The following is a 19,007-nucleotide window of genomic DNA, read 5'->3' on the forward strand; positions in this document are numbered from 1 at the left end:
GTAATTTTGGGGGCCCCTGGTTTAAAATATATACCCCCCCCCCCCCCCCCGGGCGGTTACCGACCCTTTTGATGTTACCCGCCCGTCGTCGTTGCCCACCCCATCCATTGCTCCGTTGCTGCCCTTCTGACCGGTCAAAAGGGCACATACAGAGCAGTCAATGGGGGGGTTAAAGTGTAGGTGCGCTGAACGTGTCGCACTGGTTGATGTCCCCGGTCTTGTAGCCCTGGTAGAACCACTTCTGCCGCTGCGCGCTGGAACCGTGCGTCCAGCCCTCAGGGTTCACGCGTCCTGTGGCGGCCTTCTGGATCCGGTCGTCGCCGACCGCGGAGGCTGCCGAAAGCGCGTCGTTCAGGTCCTGCTGCTTGAGCGGCTCAAGGAAGGGCTTGCCGGTTTTCGGGTCCTTCTGCGTGGTGGCGTACCGGGTCCAGAGCCCCGCGTAGCAGTCGGCCTGCAGCTCCACCCGGACAGCGCCGGACTCCGCACCCTGCGGATCCTGCTGCGCCTTGTCCAGGTCGCCCAGGAGGTTCTGCACGTGGTGGCCGAACTCATGGGCCACCACGTATTCCTGGGCCAGCGGGCCGCCTGATGAGCCGAAGCGGGTCACGAGGTCCTGGAAGAAGCCGGGATCGAAGTAGGCCGTGGTGTCTGCCGGGCAGTAGAACGGGCCCACCTCGGACGTGGCCGTGCCGCAGCCGGTGCGCGTGGCACCCTGGAACAGCACAGCCTTCGGCCGCGGGTACTTGACTTTGTAGTCGGCGAGATACGCCGGCCAGAACGCGTTGAGGCTGTTCACCGTCCCGGCAATCCGGCAGTCGAGGTCCCTGTCGGCGTCGGAGCCAAGCTTGCACTGGGTGAGGGGTGTTCCCGTGCTCTGGGCGGGTTGCTCCTGCCCGCTGCCCAGGAGCGGGCCAAGCAGCTGCGGGTTGATGCCGAACAGCGCCGCCAGAAGCAGGACCACTCCGCCCCCGATGCCTCCGCCGATCTTCGTGCCACGGCCCATTCCGCCGCCGCGCCGGTCTTCTACCTGTGATGGGTCCAGCTCGACCCCGTCATTGAAGCTCATGTTGTCACAATAGCCCCGGCCACAGGGCAGCGCCGGGTTTTGGCCGGTAAAGTTGATCCGATGCCTTTTCTCAACAATCTCCAGCGTTGGGCCGATGAACGCCCCGACGACACCGCCGTCGTCGTGGCCGGAAAACGGCTCAGCTGGGCCGAACTGCGCGACGGAGCGCAGGCTGCCGCAGCCGCCAGCACGGCTCCGATTACGGTCCTCGCCCAGCCCAATTCCACGCGCTTTGCGGTGGACTTCGCCGCCGCGGTTGCCGGTGACCGTGAGTGCGCGGTCCTTGACCCCGCTTGGCCGGAGCAGCTTCGGGACGAGATCGTCCAGCGCCTGGGCAGCGGCGTTGATCCGGTTCCGGGGGATGCCGGCATAGAACTGGCGGATGGGGACCCGGCGTCCGCGTTCCTCATCGGCCTGACCTCCGGCACCACCTCCGTGCCCAAGGCGTTCACGCGTTCGAGGCGCTCCTGGCAGCAGTCCTTCGATGCGTCGACGGAGTTCTTCGGGCTCAGCCAGCAGGACAGGACTCTCGCACCGGGCCCTCTGGCCGCGAGCCTCAACCTGTACGCCCTGGCCGAGTGCCTCTACGCCGGTTCGGAATTCCACACGCTTGAATCGTTCGACGTCGGCGACGTCCACGCGGCCATCACCCACGACGGCATCACCCGCCTGGTGCTGGTTCCCACCATGCTGCGGCTGCTCAGCGAACGCGGGCTCCTGGGATGCGTGGACGCGTCGGGCGTGCGGACCATCATCTGTGCCGGCTCGAAGCTGGACGCGCGCACCCTGGAGGCCGCCCGGCGGTGGGCGCCGCATGCCACCATCTACGAATACTACGGCGCGTCGGAGCTGAGCTTTGTCTCCGGCGCCGGCCTGGCAGCGGGGGAGCCGTTCGCCGCCGGCAGCACCGCGATCGGCAGGCCGTTCCCGGGCGTCGAGGTGCGGATCCTGGATGACTCCGGCACGGAGCTTCCCGACGGGGCTGCCGGCAACATCAGCGTCCAAAGCGGGATGGTCAGCAACGGCTACCTCTGGGGCGACGACGGCCAGGCGCTGCGATGCTTCGACGGCTGGTTCACCGTGGGCGACCAGGGCTACCTGGCCGACGGCGTGCTGCACATCCTCGGCCGCCGCGCCGACATGATCATCACAGCAGGCAAGAACGTTTACCCGCATGAGGTGGAGCTGGCCCTCTCGTCGGTGCCCGGGGTCGCCTCAGCCATTGCCGCCGGTATGGATGACGACCTCCGCGGCCAGCGCGTGGTGGCCGGCATTGTTCCCTCGCACGGCGGGGTCACCGCGACGCAGCTCAAGACCGGCCTGGAGGACGTGCTGGCCAAGGACAAGCGGCCGCTGCAGTACTATGCCCTCGACGAGCTTCCGGTGACGGACCGCGGGAAGGTCAGCCGGCGCCTCCTGCTCGACTGGATCGCGGCCCGTGACAGCCGGGTCCGGCACCTTGTCTAGCGTGTCATCCGGGTCGGTGCCCGGGCATCCGGGACTCCGGCTGCCGGACGACCGGCAGCCGGTAATCATTGCGGCGCTGCGCACACCCGTCTGCCGGGCCAACGGTGCGCTGAAGCACCTCCGCTCCCACGAACTCCTGGCTCCGGTCCTGACGGCGCTGCTCGCCGAGGCGAGGGTAGAAGCCGGCGAGGTGGCGGACGTGGTCATCGGCAACGCTGTGGGCGCGGGCGGCAACGTCGCGCGCCTCGCGGCCCTCGAGGCCGGACTGCCCGTCACCGTCCCGGGCCTCACCGTCGACCGCCAGTGCGGCTCCGGCCTGGACGCCATCGTCCTCGCGTCGCGGCTCGTCGCGGCGGACGGCGGCACTTACCTGGCGGGCGGCGTCGAAAGCATCAGCACCGCGCCGCTGCGTGCGCACCGGAATGACGACGGCGAACCGGCCTTCTTCAGCCGCGCCCAGTTTGCGCCGCACACCCATGGCGACCCGGATATGGGCGTCGCGGCCGAGAACGTTGCCCGGGAGTACGGCATCAGCCGCGCCCGGCAGGACGAGTTTGCGCTGCGCAGCCACCGCAGGGCGGTGACCGCACAGGCCGGCGGGGCGTTCGCCCATGAGACGGTGCCGCTGCCGGGCGCGTCAGGAACGGTTCCTGAGACGGTGACGGCCGACGACGGTCCCCGGCCCAAACTCAGCGAAGCCCTGATGGCGCGGTTCCCCGCGGCATTCGTGGACTCCGGCACAGTCACCGCCGGAAACTCGTGCTTCGACGCCGACGGGGCCGCCGCCGTCGTGATCACCTCACTGGCCAGGGCCCGGGATCTGGGTGCTGCCGACGGGCTGGCCGTGCTGGGCACTGACACGGCTGGGGTGGAACCGCAGCTGCTGGGTATCGGTGCGGCGGCAGCCGCTTCGCGCCTCCTGGCCGCGCAGTCGGTGGACGCGGCGGGCGTGGACCTCGTGGAGTTCAACGAGGCTTTCGCTTCGCAAACCCTTGCGTGCCTGGACCTTCTGGGGATCGATCCGCTGCGGGTCAACGCCGACGGCGGGGCGCTGGCTTTGGGTCACGCGTATGGCGCGTCCGGCGCGGTGCTGGTGACCAGGCTTCTGGCGCAGGCCCGGGAGGCACCAGCCGCGGCTTCCGATGGAAAGCTGGCCTTGGCCATGATCAGCATCGCGGGCGGCATGGGCACTGCGGCGCTGTTCCGCCACGTCCGGCTGTAGGCAGGACGAACCTCGTTCTCCCGACGCTCTATCAGCTGCTGCAGGTTTTCCTCCAACGCTTCCTCAGTTCCTGCAAGTTTCCCGCGACGCTCGATCAGCTCTTGCCGCTTGGGGCGAAACCCTCTCGCAGATCCTTCCGATCGACGTGATCGTGGTCGCGCTCTATATCGTGAGCAGCCGCGAGAAAGAATGAAGCAATTGGGCTACCGCGGCGCACGCTGACGCCCGGTGACTGACAGATCCACACCAGAAGAGCCACCTGGCATGTGTCCAGGAAGAAATTTAGAACGGGATCGAAACAACCACTGCAAGCACTGCAAGAACTCCGACGGCGGCTGCAGGCATGTTCCAGGTTGACGTGACGCGGGCCTGGCCGCGGGCGATTCCGGCATGGCGCGCGTTCTGCCAGGTGGCCACAATGGCGTCACGCCCGGTTTGCGCCTCCGGCTGGCTGATCCGCTCGTTGCTCGGCAGGATGGTGTACGGGCGGCTCTTCAAGTCGCTGAGCTGCTGGAACCCGGACCCAACTATGGACGGGGGCGTGGGCGCACCCCAACTGACATACCTTTTGCCGGCGGCACAGATGACCGTGGTGTAGCGAACCTCGATGTCCTCTATCGCTCCGAACGGTATCCGGTGATCGCGCATCCCGTTGATCACTTCGAAACCGTGGCCGTCCACGCGCAGACACGGCCGCCACTGGGAGACGTAGGCCAACCAGGAAACAAGGACCAGCCAGGGCGTTGCGTCCGCAGTGGGTTTGGTGGCGCCGGCAACCAGCAGCCAAGCGAGCGTGCCGGCGGCAAACAGCCACAGGGCCACAGCCAGTGGGCGGGCCGATGCACTTCGGTGGGTGACGGCCGGGCGCTCCTCCCGGGTCCCCGGAACCCGGCCGTCAGGACGAGCCGGGCGCACCGCAGAAGTATCCTCTAACGCCATGACGGTCCCGAACCTTCCCCGTCGGTCCGCCCCTTGGCCATCCGCAGAATCCAGCGGGCGATGAAGACCACCGCGACGACGGCAACTGCCACTAACACCAACGCCAAAAACACGACGACGTGCCAACCCTCAAGCCTCATCGGTTCCCCCATTCCCAATCCGACGCTTGCACCGACCCTACCCCTGCCGAGGTCCATCTCGTAGCCTTTGTTGAATGACGGGGGAGAACGCGGGCCGGGTAACAGTGGGCGGCGCGGAAATCTACTGGGAGACGTCGGGAAACCCAGAGGGGATTCCCGTGCTCTACCTCCACGGCGGCCCCGGCGCTTCTCCGGGCCAGGGCTACCGGACCCGCCATGATGCTTCACGATTCTGGACCGTCGGCCTGCACCAGCGCGGCTGTGGGCAGAGCACGCCAGCCGTCCGGACGACCTTGCTTCCCTGCCGGCCAACACCACCCAGGCCCTGATCGAGGACATCGAGGCCGTGCGCCAGCATCTCGGCGTAAGGAAATGGGTTGTCATAGGGGCGTCGTGGGGGAGCACCCTCGCCTTGGCATATACCCTTCAGCGGCTGCCCTCGCATGGGACCGGTGGGAATCGACGCACGTCTCACTGGATCCGCTGTGGCAGCCCGGCCTGATGTTCGACGACGACCGCATGGCCGGAGAGACGTGAGCGGGCCCGTGATCACGCCCTGGACGCTTCATCAGCGCTGGGAAGGGAGCCGACTCATCGTCGTCGAGAACGAAGGGCACGGCGGCCCAGAATCGCTGGCCGCACTGGTCGGCGCCGTCGAAGACATCGCGGCTGGGCTGTCCTGAGCGGGTAGACGGAGGGCATGAAAGCGGGGCATACCTAGAAGCGCACATCGTGCTTTAGGCTTACTCCACATCTCGCTGCCGCCCGTCGCCAGCTGAGCATGGAGCTGAATGAAGGGAGGCAGGGCCAATGCAGCCAGACCTCGGCCAGCGCGCCGCGAACGAGCACGCCGACATCGCCCGGTCCCTGCTCGCCGCTGCAGAGCAAGCACTTTCAGGCGCCGATGTCGACGCCGAACTCCAGATCAGGCTGGCCCAGGCCCATGCCACCCTAGCCCTCGCATTCGAAACCCGCGCCGCCGCCTACGACACCCGGACGGCCGCGTACGTCGCATATCTGGCCACGCTCAAATCGGAAGCCCGCGCGGACAAGAACCAGCACGCCGCCGTCGTCGCGAAGCTTGTCCGCGACCGCCTCGGCTTCGAAGCCGAGTAGGCGGAAAAGCAACAGAGGCCCCGTCAGCTCCACCGCTCCCAGTAATCGTCTGCGGCCTGCAGGAATCTGCGCCGTCGGACTTGTTCTCCCAGCAGCGGGTAGCTGTCGGCCCTTCCAAGCGGTCCTGAGGCATCACCTACGGGTGAAAAGCTGATCGCGGCCAGCACGGCCAGTGCGGGCAGGGAGCCAAGATTGCCGGTGGCAAGCGCCAGGCCATACCTCCGCCCCGGCGCCTGCCGCCGCCGTGTCCGGAGACGGAAGCCGCCGAGATACGTGCCGAGCGTCATACCGCGGGAATAGAGCGCCCAGTTCAGTGCCCAGAAAACCAGCACAATAGCGATGGTGGCAGGGACCTGGTGTCCGGGCACGAGGTAGTAGACGGCGGCTGCCGGCCCCCAGACAAGAACAGAGTCGCTAAGGAAAGCGAAGAGAAGCGAAGGCCAACCGACTAACAAGACCTCCGGATCGTTCATCCGCCGATTCTTGCATGAGGGGCCGGCGGGGTTCCGGGCCGTGCCGTTTGTTACTCGTCGATGCCCGTGCTGAGGCTGAGGTCGCGCCACCGGTCCAGTTCTGCGCGCTGCGCGTCAGCGACGGCGGCAAACGCGCTGTAGGCGTCCTGGCCGAGAACCAGCAGCGACGGCGGGGTGGGGCTTTCGACGACGGCGATGATCGCCTCCGCTGCCTTGACCGGGTCGCCGGGCTGGGTGCCGTGGATGGTGTCGTGCTCCTTGCGGCGCTTACCGGCCGTCTCCGCGTAGTCCGGAATCGCCGTCGCCGATTGGGTGAGCGAACGTCCGGCGAAGTCGGTGCGGAACGCGCCGGGTTCGATGGCCGTGACACTGATGCCGAGCGGCTGGAGTTCCTTGTGCAGCGAACCCGAAAGGCCCTCCAGGGCGGCCTTGGTGGCGGAGTAGTAGCCGGAACCGGCAGGCGAGATGCGGGCGCCAATGGAAGAGATGTTCAGGATCGTGCCCGCCCGCTTTGCACGCATGTCCGGCAGGACTGCTTTGATCATGTCGACGGCGCCGAAAAGGTTCGTGTCGAACAGTTGCCGGATATCGGCGTCGTCGGCTTCTTCCACGGCGGCACGGTAGCCGTAGCCGGCGTTGTTGACGAGGACATCGATACCGCCGAACCGGGCCTGCGCCTGCTGCACGGCCGAGCTGATCTGTTCCTTGTCGGTCACGTCGAGGGGGAGTGCCAGTGCAGTGTCCGGGTAATCGGCCGCGATGTCCTTCACTGCGTTGACGTTCCGTGCGGTGACCACCGCGTTGTGGCCATGGGCGAGTACGGCCTGGGCCAGGGCGCGGCCAAGCCCGGTGGAGCAGCCTGTGATGAGCCATGCGGTCATTTCGATTTACCTTCCGTCGGTCATTCGGGACTAGCGAGTCACATGTCCAGAAAGCCGTACTGCGGGCGGGCATGGCAGTGGCTGCTGGTACAGGTAACGCCAATGCCTCCCAAGGCGGCCCGAACGGACGGATTGCCTAAGTCAAACCGTCAGGACACGCCGAGCGCGGTCAGGACGATCAGCACGCAGTTCAGGCCGACGATGAGCGTGGCGCTGGTCCAGCCTGCGATCTTCAGCGGCGTCGAATCAGTGTGGATGCCCATGACTTCGCGCTTGCCGGTGAGCCGGATCAGCGGAATCAGCGCAAACGGGATGCCGAAGCTGAGGAGCACCTGGCTCAGGACCAGGGCCAGCGTCGGCTCGATGCCGGCTCCGAGGATCACCAGCGCCGGAATCAGGGTGATCACCCGCCGGGTCAGCAGCGGAATCCGGACCTTCAGCAGACCGCCCATGATCGTGGCGCCGGCGTAGCAGCCGACGGAGGTGGAGGCCAGGCCCGAGGCGAGCAGGCCGATGGCGAATACGACGCCGATCGCCGGGCCCAGTGCCTGCGTCACCGCTGCGTGCGCACCGGCAATCGTGTCGGTCCCTTCCACGCCGCGCAGGCTGGACGCTGCCAGCAGCAACATCGCGATATTAACGACGCCGGCCAGCAACAGGGCTCCTGCCACGTCAAACCGGGTGGCCCGGATCAGGCGGGTCCGCACGGCGGGGTTTTCGGAGAAGCCGTGCCGGTCCCGGGCCAGGGCGGAGTGGAGGTAAATGGCGTGCGGCATCACCGTGGCGCCGAGCATGCTCGCTGCGAGCAGGATGGTGTCCGTTCCTTCGAAGCGCGGCACCAGGCCGGTCAGCGCGTTGCCGGCGTCCGGCGGATTGACGAACAGGCCCGACACAAACCCGACGGCGATGACGCCGAGAAGGGTCAGAATGGCCACTTCGAAGGACTTCTGGCTCCGGTTCGACTGCAGCGAGAGGAGTGCCATCGACGCGAGGCCGATGATGATCCCGCCTGCCAGCAGCGGAAGTCCGAACAACAGGTTCAGTGCGACGGCACCGCCGATTACCTCGGCCATGTCGGTCGCTCCAGCCACGATTTCCGCCTGGGCCCAGTACGCGCGCCGGCGGCGGGTCCCCAGGCGCTTGCCGAGGATCTCGGGAAGGCTCATGCCGGTGGCCAGTCCCAGCTTCGCGGACTGGTACTGCACCAGCACGGCCATGGCATTGGCTGCCACGAGCACCCAGACCAGCAGGTAGCCGTAGCTGGCCCCGGCTGTCAGGTTCGCCGCAACATTGCCCGGGTCGACATAGGCGATGGCCGCCACGAACGCCGGCCCCAGCAGCAGCAGGCGCGACCACACCCGTGCCGGTGCGGTGCGTTCTGAAAGGGTCGAAACAGCCATCATTCATCCTCGTCATTGGGGGTACCGATAAGACGAGGATAACCGAGATTTAGGTGTACCGAAAAGTAGGGATTAGGCGGACAGCTGGACGCGGGTTCCGGTCAGTAGGCAGCCCCTTCCATTGACCTTAAGAGGAGAGTGCCCCGCACACCTCGTGAGAGGCGGTGCGGGGCCTTCCTAGCGGCAGTCCCACGAATCTGCGTGGCAACTGGGGACAAGGTTCCAGAGCAATCCTTCGGACAGGCTTGTTAACGACTGGGAATTCCCTGGGAATCACGCAGCCGCCAGGCCTAGGCGGCTCCAGTTGCGGAAAGCCCCGGCAGGGCCGGCCGTTCGAAGTGGATTGCCCCCCTGATCTGGGGGAGGTTGTTGCCGCCGCAGGGTCGAAACCCCCCTGTAAGCACCGGGCGCATGCCTCGCCTGCGGTGCAATCGGCGTCTTTACCGGCAAAAACGGCCCAAGGTTTCCGCAAGGCATCCTCCGCAATCTTGCACCGTCCAATGCAACGTTCAATCAGAGCGTTCAATCAACAAAATAGGCAGGTACGTCATGAAAGCGTTCCACCCAATAAAAGCCATCGGAGGTGATCGGACGGCATCCCGTGGAGCGCCTCGGCGCCCGAAGCAGGCACATGGGAGCCGGCGGCACCTCTTCGGCGCCCCTAACCGCGTCGTCGCGGCCGGCGTGGTCATCTCCCTGGTGGCGGCCATCGGCCAGTCAGCAACCATCGCGGCCAACGCGGTGACCGCCCCGGTGGGCCAGGGCTTCACCGTCACGGCATCGGACCTGGCGTTCATCCTCAAGCAGATCAAGATCGCGGAAGCCCATGTGGCCAACACGACGTCGGCCACCGGACCCTGTGGCGCCCTCATCGGCACCGGTCCCAACCAGATCCCGGACGCGCTGACCTCGTATGGCCTCCGCACTGTCGACGGCTCCTGCAACAACCTCCTGGCCGGGCGCGAAACCTACGGCGCCGCTGATCAGAAGTTCCCCCGCTACACCACGCCGGTCTTCAATGATGCAGACCCCGTGCCCGCCGGTTTCGGTCCCGCCGGCCCCACCTCTTACAAGCAGAAGACCGGCAACGTTTTCGACAGCAAGCCGCGCGACATCAGTAACCTGATCGTGGACCAGACCTCCACCAACCCTGCAGCCGTGGCTGCTGCCGGCTTCCCGGTCCGCACCCAGGGCAACGTGGGCGTCCACCCCTGCACCACCGACCCGGATCCGCTGGCCACCCCGCCGGTGGCGGGTGTTCCCGCCGGCTGTGTGCCGTCGCACAACACCCTCTTCATCCCGAACGTCACCACCGACGTCGGCCTCTCGCCACCCTACAACTCGATGTTCACGCTGTTCGGACAGTTCTTCGACCACGGCGTGGACCAGACCGTCAAGAGCGGCGGCAACGTGTTTGTGCCGCTCCGCTCTGACGACCCGCTGGTGGCCGGACGGGACCACATCTTCGGCAACGCCGACGACCTGCCCGCCAACCAGCGCTTCATGGTGCTGACCCGTGCGCAGAACCTTCCCGGCCCTGACGGCATCATGGGAACTGCAGACGATGAGCAGAATGCCTCCAACACGGACTCCCCGTACGTGGACCAGTCCCAGACGTACACGTCGCACCCGTCTCACCAGGTCTTCCTGCGCGAATACGTCAACGACCCCGACGGCAAGCCGGTTTCCACGGGCAAGCTGCTCGGCGGTGTTGCAGGCACCAACGCGGAGAAGGGCATGGCCAACTGGGCCAACGTCAAGGAACAGGCCAAGACCCTGCTCGGCATTCAGCTCCTGGACAAGGACGTCCTGAACGTGCCGCAGCTCGCCGTCGACCCCTACGGTAAGTTCATCCCCGGTCCGGCCCGCGGACTCCCGCAGTTCGTCACCGCTGGCGGTCTCGTCGAGGCGAACCGCGCCGACAACGGCGGGCTCGGCACCCTGGTCCCGTCGAACGTCCGGTACTTCGACACCCCGTTCCTCACGGACATCGCACACAATGCGGACCCGTCCCCGCAGGACACGGACCACAACCCGTCAACCCCGCCGGTTGCGCCGACCCCGGACGCCGACACGGTCGCCTCGGCTGACTTCGCCAGCCAGCCCCCGGGCACCTACGACGACGAAATGCTGAACGCGCACTTCATCGCCGGCGACGGCCGTGTCAACGAGAACATCGGCCTCACCACCATCCACCAGATCTTCCACTCGGAACACGACCGGCTGGTGGACGATTTCAAGAACACCCTGACCAACGACACGTCGGTCGCCGGCATCGCCGCACTGGCCGAATGGAAGCTGGCCGCCGGCGCAGACGGATGGAACGGCGAACGCCTCTTCCAGGCCGCCCGGTTCGTCACGGAGATGGAATACCAGCACCTGGTCTTTGAGGAGTTCGCACGCAAGGTCCAGCCCGCAGTCCAGCCGTTCCACGTCTACCACACGGACGTCAACTCCGCGATCCATGCCGAGTTTGCGCATGCGGTGTACCGGTTCGGCCACTCGATGCTGACCGAGACCATCGCCCGCACCAACCCCGACGGAACGGACAACTCGATCCCGCTGCTGAACGGCTTCCTGAACCCGCCGTCGTATACCGATGACGGCCACGGAAACCAGCTCACCTCCGAGCAGGCCGCAGGCGCCGTCGTCATGGGCATGAGCGACCAGACGGGCAACGAGCTCGATGAGTTCGTCACCGACACGCTCCGCAACAATCTGCTGGGCTTGCCGCTTGACCTCGCGACGATCAACATGACCCGTGCACGTGAAGCCGGCGTTCCGCCGCTGAACGAGGTGCGCCGCCAGCTCCACGACTCCACCGGTGATGGACAGCTTGCCCCCTACACCAGCTGGGCTGACTTCGGCCAGAACATCAAGCACCCCGAGTCGCTGATCAACTTCGTGGCCGCCTACGGCACCTACCCGTCGATCACCAGCGCCGCCACCCTGGCGGACAAGCGGGCAGCCGCGAAGGCCATCGTTGATCCGGGCCCCGGGGCCACGCCTCCCACGGCGGACATGATCGACTTCATGAACAGCTCCGGCGCCTGGGCGAACCAGGAAACCGGCCTGAACAAGGTTGACCTGTGGGTCGGCGGCCTGGCGGAGAAGACCAACCTCTTCGGCGGCCTCCTCGGCAGCACGTTCAACTACGTGTTCGAGAACCAGCTGACGGACCTCCAGAACGGCGACCGGCTGTACTACCTGGCCCGCACGCCCGGCATGAACCTGCGCACGCAGCTCGAAGGCAACAGCTTCTCCGAGATGATCATGCGCAACACCGACGGCGTGAACACGCTCAAGGCCGATGTGTTCGCAACGGCTGACTGCAAGTTCCAGCTGGGCAACCTCTCCGGCACGCCAGCCGGGTTCACGTCATTCGGCCCGACGGTCGCAGACGACACCACGACCACCGACTGCAACGAGAACGCGCTGCTCCTGCGGAAGCCTGACGGCACCATCCAGTACCAGGAGAAGAACACCGTCGATCCCTCCGGCATCAATGGCCAGTCCGTGTACAACGGCACTGACGGCGTGGACCGGGTGACCGGCGGCAACGACAATGACACGTTCTGGGGCAACGCCGGAAACGACGTCATTGAAGGCAACGGCGGCGACGACGTGGCGCTCGGCGGCGAAGGCAACGACAGGATCACTGACCTGTCCGGTGCCGACGTGCTCAAGGGCGGTCCCGGCAACGACTACACCAATGCCGGCATCGGCGACGACATCATGATGGGCGGCGACGGCCAGGACTTCATGAACGGCGGCGCCAATGACAACGAGACGTTCGCAGGTCCCGGCAACGACTTCGTCCGGGCCGGCGACGGTGCAGACGCAGTGTTCGGCGACGGCGGCGACGACTGGATCGAAGGCGGCTCGGGGCAGGATCTGCTCCAGGGCGACCACGGTGCTCCGTTCTTTGATGACCCGGCACAGACCAAGCCGGGCAACGACATCATGGTCGGCCAGGTCGGTGAGAACGACTACGACGCTGAAGGTGGCGACGACCTCATGGCTGCCAATGCGGCGATCGACCGGTTCGCCGGTGCGGCCGGGTTCGACTGGGCCATCCACCAGTACGACACGGTGGGCGCCAACGATGACATGAAGATCAACCAGAACCTGGGCGGCCTGCCGCTTCAGATCGTGGTCAACCGCGACCGCTGGCAGGAAACGGAAGCCAATTCCGGATCCGCGTTCGACGACGTGATCAAGGGTGATGACCGGGTGCCCAGCACCGTGGGCGGCGCCGGCTTCAGCGGCTGCGACGTCCTCGACCAGGCAGGCATCGACAGGATCGCCGGCCTGGGGAACATCCTCCCCGCACCCAGCACCCCGCTGGAACCGATCGCGGCAGCTTCGGCAATGGGGGCCTGCCCCCTCACCGGACCGGTCTGGGGCGACGGCAACATCCTCCTCGGCGGCCTCGGCAGCGACCGGCTGGAAGGCCGCGGCGCCAACGATGTCCTCGACGGCGACCGCTACGTCCAGGTCCGGATCAGCGTCCGTACCAACCCGAGTGACCCGGCAACCGAAATCGGCAGCACCGACCTCATGGAGCACACCTACCAGGCGGGCAACCCCCACACCCTGGAGGCCGACGTCGCCGCTGGCGTCATCGACCCGGGCAACCTGGTGGCAGTCCGTGAAGTCATCACGCCGACGGCGGCCCAGACCGCGGGCAACGTCGACACCGCAGTGTTCTCCGGTCCGACGGCCAACTACACCGTCACCACCACCGGCGGCGACGGCACCCTCGGCTCACCGGGTTCGACCACGACGGTAACCGACAACGTCGGCGCCGACGGCACCGATACGCTGCGGAATATCGAGCAACTCGCCTTCGCCGACACGGTGGTTACCAGCGCTCCGGTCATCGGCGTCGCAACCGCCGGCAACGCCCGGGCCACGGTTACCTGGACCGCGCCGACCGTCGGCATCGCCAGCAGCTTCAATGTGAAGACGCTCGATGTGACGACGAACGCGGCCGGTGTCCAGGTGGGCGGACTGCTCACGGCACTGGGTACGGACACCAGCCTCGTGGTGCCGGGCCTGACCAACGGCAACAAGTACGTGTTCCAGGTTTCGGCAACGAACGCCCAGGGCACGAGCCCGTTCTCGGCAGCATCCAACGTGGTGATTCCTTCGGCAACCGTCGAGGTTCCCCCGCCGCCTGCGGCCACCGCGCCCGGTGCTCCCACGGGACTGACCGCCACGGCGGGCAACGCGGCAGCCACGCTGGCCTGGACCGTTCCGGCCTCTGACGGCGGTGCGCCGATCTCCGGCTACGAGGTCCGCACGTTCATCGGTTCCGCAACCACCCCGACACGGACGCTGAGCGTCGGAACCGGAACGGGCGCCGTTGTGGACGGCCTGATCAACGCCACCGGCTACACGTTCGACGTGGCGGCGATCAACTCGGCCGGCACCGGGACCAGGTCGGCCCGGACGGCGGTGACCACCCCGCGCACGGAGTTCGTTGCCCCGACCATCACGGCACGGACCCCGGCAGCCGGAGCGAAGTCGGTCAGCCAGGGCAACAACCTGGCTGTCACCTTCAGCGAGCCGGTGGCCAACGTCACCAGCGGTACAGTGGTCCTGCGGCTCGGTACCACCGTCATCCCCGCCGCGGTCACGTACAACAACGCGACCCGGACGGCAACGGTGAACCCGAACGCGAACCTCCTGGCTGACCGGACCTACACCCTGGCGGTCTCCTCCGTCCGGGACACGGCCGGAAACTCCATGGCGTTCACGTCGTGGCAGTTCACCACAGGGCCCGCCCCCACACTGGTCTCGCTAAGCCCCGGGATCTCGGCACGGGGCGCGTCCCGGACGGCCAACGTGACGGCGCGCTTCAGCGAACCGATCACCGGCTTCGGCACGGGAACGGTGGTGCTGCGGCTCGGCACAACGGTCATTCCCGCAGCGGTGAGCTACAACAACGTCACCCGTACGGTGACGCTGAACCCAACGGCCACTCTTTCGGCGAACCGGACCTACACCATGTCGATCTCGTCCTCGATACACGACCTGGCCGGCAACCCGTTCGTCGCCCGGAGTTGGACCTTCACCACGGGAACGCGGTGATCGAGACTAGCCACTAATCCGCAATAACCAAGGAGCGGGGACCGTCTGTTGCAGACGGTCCCCGTTCCGCTGTGCTGCGCTGGTGAGCGCCGGGCTGTGGAGTGTCGTGCCTTTCTTCCCGGGGGATCAGCGTGACTGATTCCTCGGGCGCCAGCGGGGGCCGCCGTCGTTCTTCTGGAACGTGCGTCCTGTGTGTTGCCGGTGGAACCCCTGACCATCAGGCGGTAGTTTTCCTGCGGGCAGCCATCGGATCTACGCGTGCTTGCCGGCCGATACCTGGGCCGCTTTGATCTTTGCCCTGATGAAAGACTGCTCCGCCGCTGACAGCTGGTGTTCGCCGTGCTGGTCCTGGGCGAGGTGACCGCCTGAGGCCTGGTGAACCACGTTTGCCACGGTCCGCGGAAGAACCACGCAACCGGGATTTTCGATAAGCCACTTCTTCGTGACTTCATCAAGCTCATCCCACCACTCAACAACCGGCCGTTGGCCCATGAGGTGCTCCTCGGATTTGAGACCCTACATACATTGAAAGCGGCCGCCGGAGTCAGCGCCTCGGTGCACCGCAGAACTCGCCAAACGCACACAGCCTAGGTATTCATGCCCACCTGCCCCCAATCGCGGCACCGGCCGGTCAACACCCTGCTCCGGCCACGGCGCCGTGCATGGGGTAGTACTGGCAGGAATTCACGAATCTCTAAATTGTTAATCAGTAATGAGTGTGGTCCCGATGCCGGGAGGGGTCAAGAGGCACCCGTGACCTCGCACGAGCGGGGGCAAAGGGCCTTCCTGATGCTCAAACACTATGCGGGTGAAGTGGCCGTGGAGTACCTTTTACACGCCCGGACGGCCCTGCGGCGTCCACCGGCATCGACGCTGCCCCCGGCGCAAGGAGGATCGGATGACAGGCGGAACAACCCGTCCCCTTGGCGACTTCGGCAGCGGGGACCTTGCGGCCGCCGGAGGGAAGGGCGCAGCACTGGGCGAACTGTTGCGGCACGGGTTTCCGGTGCCTCCGGGATTCGTCGTCACCACTGACGCCTACCGCTCGCTCCTCACCGAGACAGGACTAGGAGCGGCCCCGGACGGCATGGATCAAAACATGCCCGACGGCGGCGCCCTCCGTGCGCTGTTCGCCCGCTTTGGCATGCCGGCTGCCGTGCGGACGGAGATTGGCGAAGCGTATGCGGCCCTGGGCGGGGGAGCCGTGGCAGTCCGTTCCAGCGCCACCGCCGAAGACCTGCCCGGGGCGGCGTTCGCCGGCCAGCAGGACACGTTCCTGAATGTCGTCGGCGAGGAAGCGGTGGCCCAAGCGGTCGCCGACTGCTGGGCGTCGCTCTGGACGGACCGGGCCATTGCCTACCGCCAGCGCCAGGGGATTGACCCCCGCGAGGTGGCGATCGCCGTCGTCGTCCAAAAGATGGTGCCGGCCGACGTTGCAGGCGTTCTGTTCACGGCGAACCCGGTCACGGGTGAGCGCGGCGAGATCGTGGTGGACGCCAGCCCGGGCCTGGGTGAGGCGGTGGTCTCGGGGCGGGTGACGCCCGAGCACTACGTGCTGGACAGCGTAGGCAAGGTCCGCCGCTTCACTCCCGGCGGCGGCGAGCTGGTGGTCAGCCCGGACGCAGGCGGCGGTACGCGGCAGCAGCCCGGCAGCCGGTCATCCGTAGCGTCCCTGGCCGGGGCGCACCTGCGGGAGTTGGTTGACCTGGGCCGCAGGGCGGAGGAACACTTCGGCCGGCCGCAGGACATGGAATGGGCGCTGGCCGGCGGCCTGATCCATGTCCTGCAGTCCCGGCCCATGACGGCGCTGCCGCCGCAGCCGTTGCGGCTCAATGCGGTGCAGCGGCGGGTGGGACCGTTCTTCGTCGAGATGTTCCAGGAGCGGCCCTACCCGCTGGATGTATCCGGCTGGATGGAGCGGGGGATTCTCGCCATGCTGCACCGGATGGCGGGCAGCGTCGGAGTGCGGTTCCCCCGGGTCGGGGATCTGCTGCCCGAGGAGGACGGGGTGGTGGTGCAGCTGGTGCCGCCGGTCCCGCGCCCGACCCTCCGTACCCTGGCTGCACCGCTGACCTTGGCCCGCCTTGTGAGGCAGTTCAGAATGGCCGACTGGAAGAACGATCCCCGGTTCATCACCTTCCTGGAGCAGGTGGACCAGCTGGACACACGGGACCCGGGAGCCTTGCGCTGGTCCGAAATTGTGGGCGTAGCGCGGGAGTCCTTCGCCACGATGCAGGGCATCACCGACCTGCGAAGCTCTTACATGCCCGGCATATTCCTGCCCGTGCTTCGGCTGCGCCTGATGCTTCTGCTGCTGGGGCGCCTGAGGCTGGCGTCTGCCCTGGTGGCGGGTGCGGAAACCATGACGAGCCGCGCGAACCGGTCCTTGGAGCAGCTGGCCGTAATGGTCCGGGCGGATCCCGGTCTGGCGGAAGCCTTCGCGTCATCCGACGGCCCGGCCCTGCTGCGGCTTGTGGAACAGGACCCTGCGCATGCAGCCTTCCGCGAGGCGTTCGCCGGGTTCCTGCGCGAATATGGAAACCGCGAAACTGTCAGCGTGGTGTTGAGCAGTTCGCCCACTTGGTCCGACGCCCCAGAGGTTGTGCTGGGTTTGGTGAAGGCGCTGCTGGGCCAGCGGCCAGCCACGGCTGACCAGACCGGCGCAGCGCTGGCGGAGCTGAGGGGCCACCCGTTCCTGCGCATCGGGCCTGTCCGTCGCCAGGTGCTGGCCGCGGTCAACGACGCCCGGGCCGGCATGGCGTTCCGCGAGGACAGCCACTTCTACGCCACCAAGGTCATCCCGCCCATGCGCCGGGCGTACCGGGAGCTTGGCCGCCGCCTCGCCGCCGTCGGCGTGATTGACGACGTCAGGGACATCTACCACCTGCGGTTCGAGGAACTGGAGGCGATAACGGACGACGGCGGCGCGCTGCCGGCTTCCGTCCGGAAGCGTTACCGGCCACTCGTGCGGGCCAGGGCCGCCAAACGTCGTGAGCTCGAAGGGCTTCCGCTGCTGGACACGGCGTTGCTGTTCAAGAACCGCCGCCACGCGGAGGGCGTTCTGGTTTCCGGCACGCCGGCCAGCCGCGGCCGTGCGGAAGGGCCGGTGCGGATCATCAGCGGCCCCGACGGGTTCGGCCGGCTGCGCAGCGGCGACGTCCTCGTCTGTCCGTACACGAACCCTTCCTGGACGCCGCTGTTCCAGCGCGCGGCCGCCGTCGTCGTCGACATGGGAGGCCTTGGCTCCCATGCGGCAATTGTGGCTCGGGAGTACGGAATCCCCGCCGTCATGGGGACCGGCACAGGCACCGGCATCCTGGCCGAGGGGCAGCGCGTCATGGTGGACGGCAATGCCGGAACTGTCGTGGCGGCAGCCGCCGACTGAGTGCGCACCCCCAGTAGAGCCGCTACTGGGGCCTGAGCTGTCATACTTTCGCTATGCAGGTGACGGGGCGGCTTGCTATAGGTGAATGGGATCTCGGCAGCAGCCCGTCCGCGGCTGTGAGCCTTGTGTATGGTCCAGGCGAATCCGGCCCCATGGTCCAGGTCACGACCACTAGTGAGGATCGAAGTATGGCGCGAAGCCGGCCGCTGGTGGGCCGCCGGCCAGCATGACCGCAAGAGCCTGGTCCTGGAAGGGACGACGTTACTGGACGTCAGCACGGTCTCGCTGCGCCGCGTTTCTGAGATTGAGCCGTATCTGCGGGGGCGCCGGGCACAGTTCCGCGCGGTTGGCGGCGGGCTGTAGCCGACGGTAGCTGGTGACAAGTCCTTCGCCGATCTTGCCCGAAACTTTCGCCGATCTTGCCCGAACGGGGTGAGCATAAAAACGAGGCTGAAAGGGGTGAACATAATGGCTGACGACAAAGAAATGCTGGACTGGGTCTCTCCCCGCAGGCAGCGGGAAATCGACAACCAAGCCGCCTTCCTGCGCTTCCTTCTGGAGCGTGAAGAAACGATCGCCCAAGGGGGCGAGAAATTGTATGGGTGATTGCCTGCCCCAAGGCGGTCGCCCGCTGTTTCCATAAATCCGCCGACGGGGGATGACGATTTCGGCCGAGTAACTGTGGAGCCTGTGATCTTAATGGCGTTGATTTTTCCGCGCTGCTCGTGCGCCGTGGAGCGGAGACTTACTCATGTGGAGGCGCACAATTGCCGCGGGCAAGCTAATCGCCGGCCCCGTCGTTGTGCCTACTGGCTGCACTGC

Annotated in this window: 15 protein-coding genes; 8 read left to right on the top strand and 7 right to left on the bottom strand. The window is 66.8% G+C overall.

Going from position 1 to position 19,007, the window contains the following annotated elements:
* Positions 1-169: 169 nt before the first annotated feature.
* Positions 170-1,066 (bottom strand): neutral zinc metallopeptidase, encoded by an 897-nt coding sequence (locus ACFTSA_RS09165; RefSeq protein WP_377950965.1) that lies wholly within the window; start codon positions 1,064-1,066, stop codon positions 170-172.
* Positions 1,067-1,126: 60 nt separating this feature from the next.
* Here ACFTSA_RS09165 and ACFTSA_RS09170 point away from each other — a divergent pair, with 60 nt between their 5' ends.
* Entirely contained in the window at positions 1,127-2,533 is a 1,407-nt protein-coding gene (locus tag ACFTSA_RS09170; protein WP_377950966.1) for a class I adenylate-forming enzyme family protein, read from the top strand.
* 1 nt (position 2,534) lies between these two features.
* Positions 2,535-3,755, top strand: coding sequence for a thiolase family protein (locus ACFTSA_RS09175; protein ID WP_377950967.1), 1,221 nt, complete (start codon positions 2,535-2,537; stop codon positions 3,753-3,755).
* A gap of 282 nt (positions 3,756-4,037) precedes the next feature.
* Here ACFTSA_RS09175 and ACFTSA_RS09180 read toward each other — a convergent pair whose 3' ends face one another.
* Positions 4,038-4,694 carry a hypothetical protein gene (locus tag ACFTSA_RS09180; protein ID WP_377950968.1) on the bottom strand — a complete coding sequence of 219 codons (657 nt, stop codon included), beginning with the start codon at positions 4,692-4,694 and terminating at the stop codon, positions 4,038-4,040.
* The gene (locus ACFTSA_RS09185; RefSeq protein WP_377950969.1) at positions 4,685-4,834 is read right to left on the bottom strand and encodes a hypothetical protein; all 150 of its coding nucleotides are present in this window, start codon (positions 4,832-4,834) and stop codon (positions 4,685-4,687) included. Before ACFTSA_RS09185 ends, ACFTSA_RS09180 begins: the two co-directional genes overlap by 10 nt.
* A gap of 393 nt (positions 4,835-5,227) precedes the next feature.
* On the opposite strand from ACFTSA_RS09185, the gene ACFTSA_RS09190 reads away from it, so the two are divergent.
* Positions 5,228-5,371 carry a hypothetical protein gene (locus ACFTSA_RS09190; RefSeq protein ID WP_377951138.1) on the top strand — a complete coding sequence of 48 codons (144 nt, stop codon included), beginning with the start codon at positions 5,228-5,230 and terminating at the stop codon, positions 5,369-5,371.
* Positions 5,372-5,644: 273 nt separating this feature from the next.
* Entirely contained in the window at positions 5,645-5,950 is a 306-nt protein-coding gene (locus ACFTSA_RS09195) for a hypothetical protein (protein WP_377950970.1), read from the top strand.
* A 23-nt stretch (positions 5,951-5,973) separates the two neighbouring features.
* On the opposite strand, the gene ACFTSA_RS09200 is transcribed toward ACFTSA_RS09195, so the two are convergent.
* The 3 genes from ACFTSA_RS09200 to ACFTSA_RS09210 all read right to left on the bottom strand — a co-directional run bounded on the left by ACFTSA_RS09200 (position 5,974) and on the right by ACFTSA_RS09210 (position 8,704).
* The gene (locus ACFTSA_RS09200) at positions 5,974-6,423 is read right to left on the bottom strand and encodes a hypothetical protein (protein WP_377950971.1); all 450 of its coding nucleotides are present in this window, start codon (positions 6,421-6,423) and stop codon (positions 5,974-5,976) included.
* Positions 6,424-6,473: 50 nt separating this feature from the next.
* Positions 6,474-7,304, bottom strand: a complete 831-nt coding sequence (locus ACFTSA_RS09205; protein WP_377950972.1) for an oxidoreductase — start codon at positions 7,302-7,304, stop codon at positions 6,474-6,476.
* Between the two features lie 149 nt (positions 7,305-7,453).
* Entirely contained in the window at positions 7,454-8,704 is a 1,251-nt protein-coding gene (locus ACFTSA_RS09210) for an Nramp family divalent metal transporter (RefSeq protein WP_377950973.1), read from the bottom strand.
* A gap of 549 nt (positions 8,705-9,253) precedes the next feature.
* Between ACFTSA_RS09210 and ACFTSA_RS09215 the strand changes: the two genes are divergently transcribed.
* Entirely contained in the window at positions 9,254-14,800 is a 5,547-nt protein-coding gene (locus ACFTSA_RS09215; protein ID WP_377950974.1) for a peroxidase family protein, read from the top strand.
* A 252-nt stretch (positions 14,801-15,052) separates the two neighbouring features.
* Here the strand turns inward: ACFTSA_RS09215 and ACFTSA_RS09220 are convergent, their stop codons facing one another.
* Positions 15,053-15,292 carry a hypothetical protein gene (locus ACFTSA_RS09220; RefSeq protein WP_377950975.1) on the bottom strand — a complete coding sequence of 80 codons (240 nt, stop codon included), beginning with the start codon at positions 15,290-15,292 and terminating at the stop codon, positions 15,053-15,055.
* A 406-nt stretch (positions 15,293-15,698) separates the two neighbouring features.
* On the opposite strand from ACFTSA_RS09220, the gene ACFTSA_RS09225 reads away from it, so the two are divergent.
* The 3 genes from ACFTSA_RS09225 (at position 15,699) to ACFTSA_RS09235 (ending at position 18,791) form a co-directional block, all read left to right on the top strand.
* Complete coding sequence (locus ACFTSA_RS09225; RefSeq protein WP_377950976.1) at positions 15,699-18,185, top strand: PEP/pyruvate-binding domain-containing protein; 2,487 nt, start codon at positions 15,699-15,701, stop codon at positions 18,183-18,185.
* Positions 18,186-18,359: 174 nt separating this feature from the next.
* Positions 18,360-18,548 carry a hypothetical protein gene (locus tag ACFTSA_RS09230; RefSeq protein WP_377950977.1) on the top strand — a complete coding sequence of 63 codons (189 nt, stop codon included), beginning with the start codon at positions 18,360-18,362 and terminating at the stop codon, positions 18,546-18,548.
* Positions 18,549-18,653: 105 nt separating this feature from the next.
* On the top strand, positions 18,654-18,791 hold the full coding sequence (locus ACFTSA_RS09235; RefSeq protein ID WP_377950978.1) for a hypothetical protein: 138 nt from the start codon (positions 18,654-18,656) through the stop codon (positions 18,789-18,791).
* Positions 18,792-19,007 lie beyond the last annotated feature (216 nt).

This window comes from Arthrobacter sp. NPDC057013 (genome assembly GCF_042674585.1).
GTDB lineage: Bacteria > Actinomycetota > Actinomycetes > Actinomycetales > Micrococcaceae > Arthrobacter.